10 protein-coding genes and 1 tRNA gene are annotated in these 14,238 nt (G+C 67.1%); 7 read left to right on the top strand and 4 right to left on the bottom strand.

Annotation, left to right across the window (positions count from 1 at the left end; all coding sequences use genetic code 11):
* Positions 1-70: 70 nt before the first annotated feature.
* The 4 genes from BLW05_RS03465 to BLW05_RS03480 all read left to right on the top strand — a co-directional run bounded on the left by BLW05_RS03465 (position 71) and on the right by BLW05_RS03480 (position 3,653).
* On the top strand, positions 71-1,036 hold the full coding sequence (locus BLW05_RS03465; protein WP_093159666.1) for a cupin-like domain-containing protein: 966 nt from the start codon (positions 71-73) through the stop codon (positions 1,034-1,036).
* 76 nt (positions 1,037-1,112) lie between these two features.
* Positions 1,113-1,186 (top strand) — tRNA-Gly (locus BLW05_RS03470).
* Positions 1,187-1,369: 183 nt separating this feature from the next.
* Positions 1,370-2,443, top strand: coding sequence for a glycosyltransferase family 2 protein (locus BLW05_RS03475; protein ID WP_177142541.1), 1,074 nt, complete (start codon positions 1,370-1,372; stop codon positions 2,441-2,443).
* A gap of 136 nt (positions 2,444-2,579) precedes the next feature.
* Complete coding sequence (locus tag BLW05_RS03480) at positions 2,580-3,653, top strand: glycosyltransferase family 2 protein (protein WP_177142542.1); 1,074 nt, start codon at positions 2,580-2,582, stop codon at positions 3,651-3,653.
* Positions 3,654-3,665: 12 nt separating this feature from the next.
* Here BLW05_RS03480 and BLW05_RS03485 read toward each other — a convergent pair whose 3' ends face one another.
* Positions 3,666-4,592, bottom strand: a complete 927-nt coding sequence (locus tag BLW05_RS03485; protein ID WP_093160455.1) for a LysR family transcriptional regulator — start codon at positions 4,590-4,592, stop codon at positions 3,666-3,668.
* Between the two features lie 122 nt (positions 4,593-4,714).
* Here BLW05_RS03485 and BLW05_RS03490 point away from each other — a divergent pair, with 122 nt between their 5' ends.
* Genes BLW05_RS03490 through BLW05_RS03500 form a run of 3 tightly spaced genes read left to right on the top strand, consistent with a single transcriptional unit; the run spans position 4,715 to position 8,002 of the window.
* The gene (locus BLW05_RS03490) at positions 4,715-5,965 is read left to right on the top strand and encodes a CaiB/BaiF CoA transferase family protein (RefSeq protein ID WP_093160457.1); all 1,251 of its coding nucleotides are present in this window, start codon (positions 4,715-4,717) and stop codon (positions 5,963-5,965) included.
* A complete protein-coding gene (locus BLW05_RS03495; protein ID WP_093159674.1) occupies positions 5,962-6,939 on the top strand; it encodes a hydroxymethylglutaryl-CoA lyase in 978 nt (325 codons plus the stop codon). Before BLW05_RS03490 ends, BLW05_RS03495 begins: the two co-directional genes overlap by 4 nt.
* A gap of 43 nt (positions 6,940-6,982) precedes the next feature.
* Positions 6,983-8,002: a Bug family tripartite tricarboxylate transporter substrate binding protein gene (locus BLW05_RS03500; RefSeq protein ID WP_093159676.1), complete on the top strand. Its 1,020-nt coding sequence runs from the start codon at positions 6,983-6,985 to the stop codon at positions 8,000-8,002.
* A 54-nt stretch (positions 8,003-8,056) separates the two neighbouring features.
* Here the strand turns inward: BLW05_RS03500 and BLW05_RS03505 are convergent, their stop codons facing one another.
* The 3 genes from BLW05_RS03505 to BLW05_RS03515 form a co-directional block, all read right to left on the bottom strand.
* The gene (locus BLW05_RS03505) at positions 8,057-9,079 is read right to left on the bottom strand and encodes an alginate O-acetyltransferase AlgX-related protein (RefSeq protein WP_093159679.1); all 1,023 of its coding nucleotides are present in this window, start codon (positions 9,077-9,079) and stop codon (positions 8,057-8,059) included.
* Between the two features lie 8 nt (positions 9,080-9,087).
* Positions 9,088-10,608: an MBOAT family O-acyltransferase gene (locus tag BLW05_RS03510; RefSeq protein ID WP_093159681.1), complete on the bottom strand. Its 1,521-nt coding sequence runs from the start codon at positions 10,606-10,608 to the stop codon at positions 9,088-9,090.
* Between the two features lie 110 nt (positions 10,609-10,718).
* A complete protein-coding gene (locus tag BLW05_RS03515) occupies positions 10,719-13,865 on the bottom strand; it encodes an adenylate/guanylate cyclase domain-containing protein (protein ID WP_177142543.1) in 3,147 nt (1,048 codons plus the stop codon).
* Between the last annotated feature and the right edge of the window lie 373 nt (positions 13,866-14,238).

Raw genomic sequence — 14,238 nt, forward strand, 5'->3', positions numbered from 1 at the left:
ACCTTTTGTTTTCAAACTCCCGCGTGCAGGCAATGCACGAACTACCACTCTTTCAAGGGAGGAGGTTGCGATGCTTTTTGGAGAGTTCGTCCCGCGCGAACGCGCCGCCGCGATGGCCCGGGGCAGAGGGCCGCGGTCCGACGGCTTGCTTCAGTTCGATCCCGAGGAGGTCGGCAACGCGTACAACCGCCGGCCCTTCATCGTCAGGCACAGGCTGGCCGAACACCCGCTGCTGACGCCGCAGGCGCTGTTCTCGCTGTGCCGGCGGCTGCCGAGCGACTACGTCAAGCTCCGGCGCGGCGTCATTCCCGGCAATGCCCACTTCGATTCGTCCTACGACCGCTACCGGGACGGCCTCTCGCTGGAGGAAACGCTCGAGCATTTCGAGGAATTGAAGGCCTATATCTGCATCTACAACCCGGAGCGCGATTCGACCTATCGGCCGCTCATCGACAGCCTCCTGTCCGAGATCGCCGCGGCCATCGCGGACACCGATCCGGTCGTCACCTGGTTCTCGACCTACATCTTCGTCTCGACCAGCGGCGCAGTAACGCCTTATCACATGGACCGCGAGATGAACTTCCTGCTCCAGGTGCGCGGGGACAAGGAAGTGCTGCTCTGGGACCCCGCCGACGAGGAGATCCTCAGCCCCGCGGAAAAGGACCACCTGCTCTCCGGCTTCGGCGCCTGGCGGCCGATCTACAAGCCGTCGTTCGAGGCCAAGGCGATGCACTTCGACCTCCATCCGGGGCTGGGCGTGCACCACCCGTTCATCGCGCCGCACAGGGTCCACACCCTGGACGGCCTTTCGGTTTCGCTCGCGTTCACCTTCCGCACCCTCAAGTCCGACATGGCCACCAAGGCCCACAGCTTCAACGAGGTACTCAGGCGCCTGCACATGTCGCCGCATCCGATCGGGGAAAGCGATGCGGTGGATCACGTCAAGGCCGTCGCGTCGAATGCGGTGCGGGTGCCGATCAAACTGTGGCAGGCCCGAAGGCGGGTGATGAACTGGCCTACTCAGGCCAGCACGTAGACATCGAAAGCCGCGCCGGAAGGCAGACCACCGCGGGACGAGAGGCTGTTTCCGCGACGCTAGAATCCGGACCTGCGCGGGCGTAGTTCAATGGCAGAACGGCAGCTTCCCAAGCTTCATACGAGGGTTCGATTCCCTTCGCCCGCTCCACCTCCCTTTGGTTGCCATGACCACCTGGTCAGCCGGTCGTCAGACTAGTCCCGAGGGCAGCGAGAACTTCTCCGCACAAGGCCGGAATACGCTGAATCTCCTCTGTTCGGAGGAGATCACACGCCTCTAGACTGCCCCGGTCCACTTTCTACGCGTCGGGGCGTGCCGCCCCGCGCAGCTGCTTTGCCCCTCGCGATCGAACCACTGCTGCTGACCGAACTGCCGTCGCGGTCTCGCGTCAGCATCGTCATTGCGAGTTTCAACTACGGGCGCTTTCTCGGCGAATGTCTCGATGCCTGCCTGGGCCAGAGCAGGCCGCCGGACGAGATCGTCATCGTGGACGACGGCTCGACCGACGACACCTGGGAACTCCTTTCAGGCTACATGGCGCGTCACCCGCAGGTGCGCGGCATTCGCCAGCTCAACGCCGGCGTGTGTGCCGCCACCAACAGCGCGATCGCGGCTGCGACGGGCGATGTGCTGCTCCTGCTCGATGCGGACGACATCCCGGCGAAGACCCGCGTCGAACACGTCCTGGCCGCGCTGCGGCGGCCCGTGGAGGGCCGCGTCGCCGGCTGGGCGCATCATCCCCTGCAGCGCTTCTCCAAGACGCACGACGACCTCGGTCTGACGCCGCACTATCACGCGCCACCCGAGGGCTGGTTCGGCCGACAGGTCCTCGAGCGCGCCCAGAGCCCGGTGGCCACCATGACCTCGGGGCTCGCGTTCCGGCGTGAACTGCTCGAGGCGATCGGACCTATCGCGGAGGACCGCAGCCTGTCGCAGGACATGCAGTACTGGCTCGCGGCCGCGCTGCTGAGCCCCGTAGCCTGGATCGCGGAGCCACTCGGGCGCTACCGCGCCCACGACGTCTCGAGGTCCTTCGGCGGGATGCTCTCGACCTTGCCCAAGGTTCAACTCATGCGCAGGCGCGTCGAGCTCGTCGATGCCTGGATACACCAACTGCTCGAAAGACAAAGGCCAGCGGCCGCGCCAGACTGGCGCGTGCTCGACGAACAGCCTGCCTACAACTGGCTGCGCTTCCTCGAAGGCTGGCTCGCGGGATCGGGACGGGACTTCGCCCTGCTCATGAAGGTGCTGCGCCACCCCCATACCCGCATGGCGCCGCTTCAACAGCGCGTGTACCTCTACAGCAGCATCTGCCTGCCGCAGTCCTGGTTCACGGCGCTCTCGCGGTTGGTGTTCGGCGCGAGCCCGCTGAAGGCCTTGGTGCGGCGTAGCCTGGGCAGAAGCTGATTCCGGCCAGAGCAATGTCCTGCTGCTGCGCGCCGGGCCGCCGAGTAGGCCACATGACCACTTCACGCGCCAACGACCCGCCGCTAGACTGCCACGTCACCTATCGGCGCGCCGACAACCGCTGCGCGAAACTGCCTTGTCCATCGCCATCGAACCTTTGCCGCTGACCGCGCTGCCCGCGCAGCCTCGCGTCAGTATTGTCATTGCGAGTTACAACTACGGGCGCTTTCTCGTCGAATGCCTCGATGCCTGCGTGGGGCAGAGCCGGCCACCGGACGAGATCGTGGTCATCGACGACGGATCGAAAGACAACACCTGGGAACTGCTCTCGGACTACATGGCGCGCCACCCGCAGGTGCGCGGTATCCGCCAGCCGAACGGGGGCGTCTGCGCCGCGACCAACGCCGGGATCGCGGCCGCGACCGGCGATGTGGTGGTGCTGCTCGATGCGGACGACCTGCCTTCCGACAAGCGCGTCGAACGCGTCCTGGCCGCGCTGCAGCGGACCGTGGACGGCCGCGTTCCCGGTTGGGTCCATCATCCCTTGCGGCGGTTTTCCGAGACGCACGACGACCTGGGCCTGACCCCCCACTACCACACGCCGCCCGAGGGCTGGTTCGGCCCGCAGGTGCTGGAGCGCTCCCAGAGCCCGGTCGCAACCATCACCTCGGGGCTGGCGTTCCGCCGCGAACTGCTCGAGGCGATCGGGCCCATCGCGGAAGACCGCTGCCTCGTGCAGGACATGCAGTTCTGGGTCGCCGCTGCACTGCTGAGTCCGGTGGCCTGGATTCCGGAGCCGCTCGGGCGCTACCGCGCGCACGGCGTCTCGGAGTCCTTCGGCGGCATGTTGTCGAGCCTGCCCAAGGTCAAACTCACGCGAGAGCGCATCGAGATCATCGATGCCTGGCTGCGCGCGCTGATCCGCCGCCGGATGCCCGCCGCCCTGCCGCAGTGGCGCGGGCTCGACGAACAGCCCGGCTACAACTGGCTGCGCTTCCTCGAGGGCTGGTTCGCAGGCTCGGGGCGCGACTTCGGTCTGCTCATGAAGGTACTGCGGCACCCTGACACGCGCACGGCACCGCTGCAGCAGCGCGTGTACCTCTACAGCAGCACCTGCCTGCCGCAGTCCTGGTTCCTCGCATTCTCGGGACTGGTGTTCGGTGCGAGCCCGCTCAAGGCCTTCATCCGGCGCGGCCTCGGCAGAAGCTGACGCACGCGCGCGTTACCGCCCGGCAATGTGTGCTGTCTGCGCCTCGCCTTCACCCGGGGGAGCGCCCAGGTGGTCGACCAGCATGCGCGCGGCCGGCGACAGCGCCTCGACGCTGCGCACAGCCAGCACCAGCCGACGGCTCGCCCAGGCTTCATCGAGCGACACGGTCCGGATCCCCAGCGATGACAGGTAGAGCCTCGCGCTCAGCCGCGGCAGCACGCCAACGCCCAGTCCCGCAGCGACCATCAGCGCCATCGCGTCATACGCGCTGACCTGGATCCGAAGCCGCAGCGGCAAGCCGGCCTCGCTGGCCGCGCGGTGCAGCATGGCGTTGACCGCGCTGCCCGGATGCGCGCCGACGAATTCATACGCAAGCACCTCACGAAACCGCACTCGCCGCCGCCGCGCCAGCGCATGGCCGCGCGGCACCAGCAGCACGAGTTCGTCGGTGCGATAAGGCAGGAAGTTGAGCGATTCGCCATAGTCGCCGGCGTTGAGGATGCCGATGTCCGCGGTGCTGTCGGCCACGGCGCGCGCGATGGCGGTGCTGATGCGCTCCTGCAGATGCACCTGCACCATCGGCGCCGCCGCCATGAAGCTGCGCAGATCGTCCGGCAGGAACTGGGTGATGGCCGAGATGTTCGCGAACACGCGCACATGCCCGCGCAGCCCGGTGCCGAAGCCCGCCATCTGCTCGGCAATGTCGTCGAGCCCATTGAGCACGTTGCGCGCGAGTCCGAGCAGCGCGTGCGCGGCGGGCGTGGACCGGGTGCCGCGGTTGCTGCGCTCGAACAGCAAGGTGTCGAGCGCGGCTTCGAGTTCGCTGATGCGCTTGCTTGCCGCCGCCGGCGCGATGTGTTCGCGCTGGGCGGCGGCGGCAATCGTGCCTTCTTCCATGACGGCGACGAAGAGGCGCAGCGAGACCGGGTCGAGCTTCATGCGCCGCATTAGACACCCGGGTGCGGCCTGCCATCGCGTTTCGCGATGGCAGCCTCGCCAATGAACGCTTTGCGGCGCGGACGCCGCTCCGCATCATTGGCGCACCCTCACGGACGATGCACATGAAAGCACCACATCCCCAACCCGGCGCTGCCACGATCCAGGGCGCCCTGTCCGGACTGCGCGTGATCGAGATGGGCCAGCTCATCGCCGGCCCGTTCTGCGGCAAGACGCTCGGCGAATTCGGCGCGGACGTCATCAAGATCGAGCCGCCCGCCGACCCGGCCCGCCCCGGCGCGAGCGGCGGCGATCCGCTGCGCAACTGGCGGATGCTGCAGGACGGCACCTCCGTCTGGTGGCAGGTGCAATCGCGCAACAAGCGGTCGATCGCGCTCGACCTGCGCGCCGCCGAGGGCCAGGACATCGCGCGCCGGCTGATCGCCGAGGCCGACGTGCTGATCGAGAACTTTCGCCCCGGCACGCTCGAGGGCTGGGGTCTGGGCTGGGAGACGCTGCATGCGCTCAACCCGCGCCTGGTGATGCTGCGCATCTCGGGCTACGGCCAGACCGGCCCCTACCGCGACCTGCCCGGCTTCGGTGCGATCGGCGAAGCGATGGGCGGACTGCGGCACCTGACCGGCGAGCCCGGCCGCGTACCGGTGCGCACCGGCATCTCCATCGGCGACACGCTGGCCGCGCTGCACGGCACGATCGGCGTGCTGATGGCGCTGTATCACCGGGCGATGCACGGCGGACCGGGACAGGTCATCGACGTCGCGCTGCACGAAGCGGTCTTCAATGTGATGGAAAGCCTCATCCCCGAATACAGCGCGTTCGGCGCGGTGCGCGAAGCGGCCGGCAGTGCCCTGCCCGGCATCGCGCCATCGAACGCCTACCGCTGTGCCGACGGCTACGTGCTGATCGCGGGCAATGGCGACAGCATCTTCCGCCGCCTGATGGAAACCATCGGCCGCCCGGACCTCGCCAGCGCCCCCGATCTGCAAAGCAATGCGGGCCGTGCGGCGCGCGTCGATGCGCTCGATGCCGCGATCGGCGACTGGACGTTGCCGCGCACCATCGCCGAGGTGCTCGCCGCGCTTGGCGAGGCGCGCGTTCCGGCCGGCCGTGTCTACACCGCGCGCGACATCCACGAGGACCCGCACTACCGCGCCCGCGACATGATCCTGCGCCAGACCACGAGAGACGGCCGCGAGATCGACGTGCCGGGCATCGTGCCCAAGCTGTCGCTCACGCCAGGCACCGTGCGCAGCGCAGCGCCGCACCTGGGCGGCGACACCGACAGCGTTCTTGGCGAACTGGGACTGGCCTCCGGCGACATTGCGGCGCTGCGCAGCAAGGGAGCGGTGGCATGAGCAACCTCAATGCCTGGACCGGCGCCCGCCGCCGCATCCACATGCAGGAAGTCGGGCCGCGCGACGGCCTGCAGAACGAAGCCGCCTACGTCGCGACGGTCGACAAGATCGCGCTGATCGATGCGCTCTCGGATGCGGGGTTCGCGAAGATCGAGGCGACCGCGTTCGTGTCGCCGCAGGCCATTCCTGCACTGCGCGATGCGGAGATCGTGCTGCGCGAGATCCAGCGCAAGCCCGGCATCGTCTACACCTGCCTCGTGCCCAACGTGCGCGGCGCGGAACGCGCGATCGATGCGAAGGCAGACGAACTCAACCTCGTGATGTCGTGCAGCGAGACCCACAACATCGCCAACCTGCGCATGACGCGCCAGCAGTCGTTCGACGCGCTCAGCGAAGTCATGGCGCTCGCGCGCCAGGCAAAGGTGCCGGTGAACGTGTCGCTCTCGTGCGTGTTCGGCTGCCCCATGGAAGGCGACATCGATCCGCAGGTGGTGTTCGACTGGGCCGCGCGCTTCGCCGACGCCGGTGCGTGCGGCATCACGCTGTGCGACACCACGGGCATGGCCTATCCGACGCAGGTGTCGGCGCTGGTGCGCGACTTCCGCGGCCGCTTCGGGTCGCTCGAAACCACGCTGCACTTTCACAACACGCGCGGCATGGGCCTCGCGAACGTCCTCGCGTCGATCGAGGCCGGCGCGGACCGCTTCGATGCGTCGCTCGGCGGGCTCGGCGGCTGTCCCTACGCGCCGGGCGCGAGCGGCAACGTGTGCACCGAGGAGATCGTGCATGCGCTCGAACTCATGGACTTCGACACCGGCTGCGACCTCGAGGCGCTGATCGAAGCAGCAGAGCGCCTGCCCGCGCTGGTCGGCCACGACATCCCAAGCCAGATCGTGAAGGCCGGCCGGCGGCTGGACCTGCATCAGCCGCCGAAGGACTTCGCCATCTGGCGCGACCGCGCACTGGCGCGCTGACAGCCGTTCTTTGCACGCATTCGACACAACAAGGAGACATTGCATGACACCCACACACACCCGCCGCCTCTCGCGCCGCGCCATCGCCACGGGCGCCCTCGGGGCGATGGCGCTCGCGCTCGCGGGCCCGCTGCACGCAGAGAACTCGCAGGGCTCGGCCAGCGGCTACCCGAACCGCCCCGTCATGCTCATGGTGCCCACCGCAGCCGGCGGCACCACCGACCTCGCGGCGCGCATGCTCGGCGTGCAGCTTGGCACCGCACTGGGCCAGACCATCGTGGTCGACAACAAGGGCGGCGCCAACGGCGCGATCGCCGCGATGGCAGTCAAGCGCGCGGAGCCCGACGGCTACACGCTGCTGATGCAGTACTCCGGCTACCACGTCATCACTCCGCTGGTCAGCAAGCAGCCGCCGCAATGGCAGATGAACGACCTCACGCCGGTCGCGAACGTGCTGTCGGCGCCGCAGATCGTGGTGATCCGCGCGGACCTGCCGATCAGGAACATGGCCGAGCTCATCGCCTACGCCAAGGCCCACCCGGGCAAGCTCAACTACGCCTCGTCGGGCAACGGCTCGCTGCAGCACGCGACCGGCGCGATGCTCGAACAGCAGGCCGGCATCAGGCTCACGCACGTGCCATACAAGGGCACGGGCCCTGCATTGCAGGACTTGCTGGGAGGCACCGTCGACCTGACCTTCGGAACCGCCCCGCCCTTCGTGCCGCACATCCAGTCGGGCAAGCTGCGCGTGCTCGCCACCACCGGCAAGACCCGCCTGCCGAGCCTGCCTGACGTGCCCACGACCGCCGAGGCGGGCCTGCCCAAGCTCGACGCGACCTCATGGTTCGGCGTCTTCGCGCCGGCCCGGACACCGAAGCCGATCATCGACAAGCTGACGACCGAGATCGCCAAGGTCGTTGCCTCGCCGTCGTTCAAGCAGAAGGCGCTCGAGCAAGGCGCGGTGGCAGACTACCTGCCGCCGCAGCAGTTCGCCGATGCGATCAAGGTGCAGACGGCGCAGTGGGCCGAAGTGGTGAAGGCGACCGGCATCGAGGCCGACTGAGCTACAGGCCGGTGAGGCCGGTGAGGCCGGTGAGGCCGGTGAGGCCGGTGACGCTTATCGCTCGGCCTCGGGCTTGAGCTGCGAAGCGATCGCCTGGCCCATCGCAGTGAACCCTTCGGCGCCGAGATGGGTGTCGTTCGGGAGATAGAAGTCGACCCTTGCCTGCGCTTCTCTCAGGAAAAGTGTCTTCAGGTCCACGGACCGGATGCTGGTCGAGGCCAGCGCGCGCCAGACATCCTTCGGTGTGTCGAAAAGCGGCTCCTTCAGGTATTTCGAATAGACCGTGGACTTGTCGGGCACGACCGCCAGGATGAACTTCACGCCCCGCTTGTTCACGCTCTCCGAGATCTGGCTGACCGACCTGACTGATCGCTCGAGCTGCTCGCCGGTCCAGTTCTTCTTGTTCAGATCCTCGTGAAAGAAGAGCAGGAAATCGGATCGCCGGTTCGAGAACAGGTCGGATCGATCGAGCGGCGCGATGTAGCCATCGCCGGAAGCGGCGGTCGTGGCGTAGGAAGCCCCTTCGGCCATCAGCGCCTTCACCGCATAGACCGGATCGAGGATGGGCTTGTCGACATCGAACCTGGGCCGTGTCGCCAGGGTCGGCTCGTTCCTTGGCTTGACCGATGACCTGACGACGGCCTTGCAATGCTGCGGGTCCTGCTGGTCGCCGTAGAAATTGCCGACGAAGGCACGCTCCACGGATTCGACGACGAAGTACCTGACCGAGGGATAGCGCGCCATCAAGGTGAAGAGCGTCGACTGAAGGCATTCGGCCTTGCCGATGTCGTGCCAGGTGAAGGTGAGGAACCTTTCTCCCGAGACCGTCTGCGACACCGTTTGCCAGATGTTCTTATCCGAGAACGAATCGCCGATGACGATGACGTGAGCATCGGGCGAATCCTCGTTGCCGTGCACGCTGATGGCCGGTTGCGGCTTGTTCCAGCCCCAGCTCTTCTCGGAAAGATTCGCAACGCGGGTGAGATCGCCCTGGATGGGCTGCAGGTAGAAGCTGATCGAAAAGAAGAACAGCAACAGCGGCAGCGAAGCGGCCGCGAACATCTTGATGAATGGCATCGCCGCTCCTAGAACTGGAAGTAGAGGAACGGGCTGTTCCTGGTGAACGACACCACGGATGCCGCGAACAGCAACCCGGCCACCACGCCGAATGCGCGGGTCGGCCTCCAGGAAATCGCGGACGCGCGGTATTTGACGACGTCCCAGGCAGGCGCATAGCTGGCGAGCCATTGCTGGCTGTTGGGCAGCACCCAGATCACGCCGAGGCCGATGGGTACCCAGATCAGCACTTCACCGGTGATGATCGGCAAGCCGGGAAACGCGCCGTCGAACCGGAAGCTGCCAAACTCAGCCGGCAGTCTTCCCGCCAGAGACTCGGGCAGGGACACGCCGTTCAATCCGATCATGCCGTTCCACAGCACCAAAGCGGCATGGAGCGATTCGGCCCGGAAAGGCACCCACGCCACGACCACCACCGTGAATGTCAGCAGCACGCAGAGTGCGTGCACGACCACGTTGTTCGTCTCGCCTTTGTTGCGCGTCAGCCACCGCCAGCCATGGTTGACGATGAGAAAGACACCGTGCAATCCGCCCCAGAGAACGAAGTTCCAGCCCGCACCGTGCCACAGGCCGCCGAGCAGCATCGTGGCGAGAAGATTGAAATGCCGGCGGACGGGGCCCTTTCGATTGCCACCCAGTGGAACGTAGAGATAGTCCCGCAGAAACTTGGACAACGTCATGTGCCAACGCCGCCAGAAATCGATGATGCTGGCCGCCTTGTAGGGCGAATCGAAGTTCAGCGGCAGCTTGATGTTGAACATCCTCGACAGGCCGATCGCCATGTCGGAATAGCCGGAGAAATCGAAGTAGAGCTGCAGCGCGTAGGCCACGGCACCGACCCATGCAGCGATCAGCTTCGGTGATTCGCCATGGGCCGCCGAATCAAACACCGGATTGGCAAAAAGCGCAAAGTGATCCGCGAGATAGACCTTTTTGAAGAGACCCACCGAAAAAAAGGTCAGACCGACGGCGATCGATTCGACATTCGGTTTGTAGGTGCTTGCAAGAGCGAATTGCGGCATCATTTGCTTGTGATGCAGCACCGGGCCTGCAATCAGGTGCGGAAACCACGTCACGAACAACAAGTAGTGGACGAAGTTGTATTCCTTGGCAATTCCGCGGTAGACGTCGACCAGAAACGCGATCTGCGTAAAGGTGAAAAAAGAGATGCCCAACGGCAGGATGATGTCGAGCAGGCCGATTTGGGCGCCCGCGCTGTTCAGCGTCGAGACGAAGAAGTTGGCGTACTTGAAAACACCCAGCAGGACGAGATTGGATGCGACGGAAGCCACCAGGATCGCCTTGGCCCTGCTGCCCCCGTGCCCGATCAGGTAGCCCGCGCCATAGTTGAAGCATATGGATGCGAGCAGCAGCGAGACGAATTTCGGGTTCCACCACCCGTAGAAGAAAAGGGATGCGATCGCCAGCCAGAATGCAGCCAGTTTCTGGTTTCTCCGCGCCAGAAAGAAGAAACCCAAAAACACAATGGGCAGATAAACAAAAATAAACCCGATGGAATTGAAAAGCATCGTGGTCCTTGGCGTGGATTTGTTTTGGCCGCGATACTAGCAGTGCGACAACAGCAGGCGCAACGGGGAACGCGCCTATATTCTTCGCCACTTGACGTATTGCCTATTGACTACGCCAGGAACGGCAGTACCACCAGCGCGTCGGGATCGAGCCCCGCGCGCTCGCAGAGATCGCTGGCAAGTTCCATGTAGTGCTCGGCTTCCTCCCCCTTGTCCAGGTCGAGGTGCAGCGTCGCCAGCCCGTCGTAGCAGGGAAAGAGCAACTGCGGCTCACCCGACTTCTCGGCCAGCGCCAGCGCTTCCCTGTAGTAGCGCAGCGCGCGCAACGGATCGCCGTGGCACTGGTAAATCTGCGCCAGCACGACGAGCGAGACCGCCAGGTGGTCGAGCTGCCCGGTGCTGCGGTCGATGCGGATGGCATCGTGCGCCGCGACCATGCCGCGCTCGTCGCAGCGGTTGGTCAGCGTGCAGTAGGCGACCGCCAGGTTGGCCGACAGGCGCGATTGCAGGCCCAGGTCGCCGATGCGGTGGGCGGTCTGCAAGCCGCGTTCGCAGGCATCGATGGCGCGCTGCGGATCGCTCGAGCTGTAGAGCACGCCGAGGTTCGACAACGCACGGCACTCCACCTGCGGCAGGTCGGCGGCGCGCGCCACCTCGATGCTCTGCTCCAGCCGTTCGACCGCTTCGTCGATGCGGTCGAGCCGCGCCAGCGCGATGCCCTGGATGTTGAGCGCGAGCGCAACCGCCGCGCGGCTCCCTCGAGGGCCCGCCAGTGCGTCGGTGGTGCCGTCGAGGCTGCGGATGTGCGCGAGCGCGCGCTCCGTCCACGCCAGCGCGCCGTGGCTGTCGCCGCTGCGAAATGCCAGTTCGCCCCGCTTCTGGAAGAGCCACGCCAGCTCGGGGTGCGGCGCGGCTTCGTTCATCAGCGCGAGGCCCGCATCCAGGCATTGCCGCGCTTCGTCGCGCTGACCGACTTCCCAGCGCAATGCGGCGATCTTGCGCAGCACGCGCGCCTGCGCGATGCGGTCGCCGGTGCGCGCATACCCCTCGCGCACTGCGTCGAGATGCGCCGTCGCGTCGGCGATCCGTCCAGCCGGCGCGAGCACGTCGGCGAGCCGCTCGCGGATCTGCAGCGGCTGTCCCTCATCCCCGCCGCCAGCCTGCGAGAGCGTCTCCAGCGCGAACTCGTAGTGCCGGATCGCATCGGCATTCGCATAGGTCTTGCGCGCCCAGTCACCCGCGGCGACGAGGTAGTGCACCGCGCGCGACTTGTCGGCGCCGAGGCGGAAGTGATGGGCCAGCACCTGCAGTTCTTCCAGATGCCGTGGCGTGCCGCCGCACAGGCGCTCCAGGCCCTCGCCGATGCGGGTGTGCAACTCGGTGCGGCGGCTGATCAGAAGGGTCTCGTAGGCCACCTCCTGGAACAGGCCGTGGCGGAAACGGAACTGCCGGTCCCGCGAGGCGGGCGCGGCAGTCGAAGGCGTCGCCAACGACAGCAGTCCGGCGCCGACGAGTGCATCCAGCGCATCGGACAGCGCCCCTGCGCGCGCGGTCGCAACGTCCCGCAGCATCGCCTCGCCGAAGACGGGGCCGATGACCGCCGCCTCGCGCAGCGTCTGGCGCACCGGCACCGGCAGGCGATCGATGCGACCCAGCAGCAGGCCGTGGATCGTCAGCGGCACCTGCTCCGCCGTCGCTCGCGGGCTGCAGATCCAGGCGCCGTCCTGCTGGCGCAGCACGCCGTCGGCGATCAATGCGCGCACCATCTCCTCGAGGAAGAGCGGATTGCCGCCCGCGTGCTCGACGATGCGCATGCGCAGTTCATCGGGGAGCGTCCGCCGCGAAGTGCCGAACAGGCCATCGAGCAGCGTCGCGCTGCAGGCCGGCGAGAGCGGCTCCAGCGCGATCCGCGTGTGAGCCGTGGACCCGCCGGCCAGCACGCCGACCTCCGGAACCGGCCGGTGCGTGACGAGCAGCATGAAAGGCTTGCCGCCCAACTGGTCGAGCAGATAGCGCAATACATCGAGCGATGCCGCATCGGCCCAGTGAAGGTCCTCGACGATGAGCATCACCGGCTCGCGCTGAAGGCGGTGCTGGATGACCGCGAGCACGGCGGAGAAGATCTGCCGCTTGAGCTGCTCCGGATCGAGATAGCGCGTGCGGGCATCGTCGCCTTCGAGGCCCAGCACGCAGCCGAGATAGGACGCGACCTGTTCGCGCTCCTGCGGGTCCACGCCCAGTTCCACGAGCGCGGCCGCGATCTTGCGTTGCGCCTCGACCGCGTCCTCCCGCTGCGACAGGCCATAGGCATCGCGCAGCAGAGCCGCCGGCACGCCGTAGGTCCGCTCGCCGAGGGACGAGCACGCGGCGTTGCGCACCGCGACACCCTCCAGCCTGCCGAACGCGCGCAGTTGCGCGACGAACTCCGCGACCAGCCGGCTCTTGCCGGTGCCAGCTTCGGCGACGAGGCTCGCGAGCTGGCACTGCCCGGCCCGCATGGCCTCGAAAGCGCAGACCAGCGCATCGAGGTCCGCGTCCCGGCCGACGAGCGGTGTCGCGAGGCCATGCGCCTGCAACCCGCGCGCCGCCAACGGCGCGGCCAGCGCAGCGCCGAGGCGGTAGGCGATCACCGGCTGGCTCTTGCCCTTGAGCGACAGCGCGGGCATTTCCTCGAAGCCGAAGGCATGCCGCGTGAGCAGCCAGGTCGAGCGGCTCACCAGGGTCTCGCCCGCGCCCGCGGCGGATTGCAGGCGCGCGGCGGCATTCACCGTGTCGCCGGTGACCGCATAGGTGGCAGCCGGATTCGAGCCGATGCGCCCGGCCACCACCGGCCCCGTGTTGATGCCGATGTGAAGGGCCAGCGGACGGCCGATGCTGGGCTGCCAGCGCTCGCTCAGTGCGGCGATCCGCTCATGCAGCAGAAGCGCCGCACTCACCGCGCGCGTCGGGTCTTCGTCGTGCGCGACGGGTGCGCCGAACACCGCCATCACCGCATCGCCGACGTACTTCTCGACGAAGCCGTCGAGACGCTGGATGCTCGAGGCCATCTCCGCGAACAGCTCGGTCTGCAGCGCGCGCACGACCTCGGGGTCCAGCGATTCGCTAAGCGACGTGAAGCCCGACAGATCCGCGAACATGACCGTGACCGGGCGGCGGTCCGATTCGGGCTCGGGAGCCGCCACCTCGAGACGCTGCCCGCACTTCGGACAGAAGGCGAACGTGGCGTCGGCTTCGAACCCGCAGGCTGGGCAAAGCATGGATGAATTCTCCCCCAGGATTTGGCTCTCCCCCAGCCTCGCCCACTTCGTGTGGCTCTGCACCCCCTTCCGGGGGCAACCCCAGCGGCCCGGCGGAGCCGGTTCCGCGGGAGGACTGTTGCTCACCCCCAGGCTGCGCGCACTGCGTGTCGCTTCGCCAACCCCCTTCCGGGGGCAACCCCAGCGGCCCGGCAAAGCCGGTTCCGCGGGGTTTCTGGCTTCGGGTGGGGGCGGCCTACAATCGCGCCCCATGCGCGCTTCCGTTCCGTTCCACGCCAATCACCAGGCCGATGCGACCATCGCCGGCATGGCGGGACTGCGCCAGCCGGACGGACCCTCCTCCGCCCGGCGATCCCCTCTCCCACCTCATTAG

The sequence above is a fragment of the Variovorax sp. YR216 genome (genome assembly GCF_900107745.1).
GTDB lineage: Bacteria > Pseudomonadota > Gammaproteobacteria > Burkholderiales > Burkholderiaceae_C > Variovorax.

Excerpts from the sequence above, each read along its gene's own strand:
- BLW05_RS03495 (WP_093159674.1), top strand. The coding sequence starts at position 5,962 with ATGAGCAACCTCAATGCCTGGACCGGCGCCCGCCGCCGCATCCACATG.
- BLW05_RS03465 (WP_093159666.1), top strand. The coding sequence starts at position 71 with ATGCTTTTTGGAGAGTTCGTCCCGCGCGAACGCGCCGCCGCGATGGCC.
- BLW05_RS03485 (WP_093160455.1), bottom strand. The coding sequence starts at position 4,592 with ATGAAGCTCGACCCGGTCTCGCTGCGCCTCTTCGTCGCCGTCATGGAA.
- BLW05_RS03490 (WP_093160457.1), top strand. The coding sequence starts at position 4,715 with ATGAAAGCACCACATCCCCAACCCGGCGCTGCCACGATCCAGGGCGCC.
- BLW05_RS03515 (WP_177142543.1), bottom strand. The coding sequence starts at position 13,865 with ATGCTTTGCCCAGCCTGCGGGTTCGAAGCCGACGCCACGTTCGCCTTC.
- BLW05_RS03500 (WP_093159676.1), top strand. The coding sequence starts at position 6,983 with ATGACACCCACACACACCCGCCGCCTCTCGCGCCGCGCCATCGCCACG.
- BLW05_RS03510 (WP_093159681.1), bottom strand. The coding sequence starts at position 10,608 with ATGCTTTTCAATTCCATCGGGTTTATTTTTGTTTATCTGCCCATTGTG.
- BLW05_RS03505 (WP_093159679.1), bottom strand. The coding sequence starts at position 9,079 with ATGCCATTCATCAAGATGTTCGCGGCCGCTTCGCTGCCGCTGTTGCTG.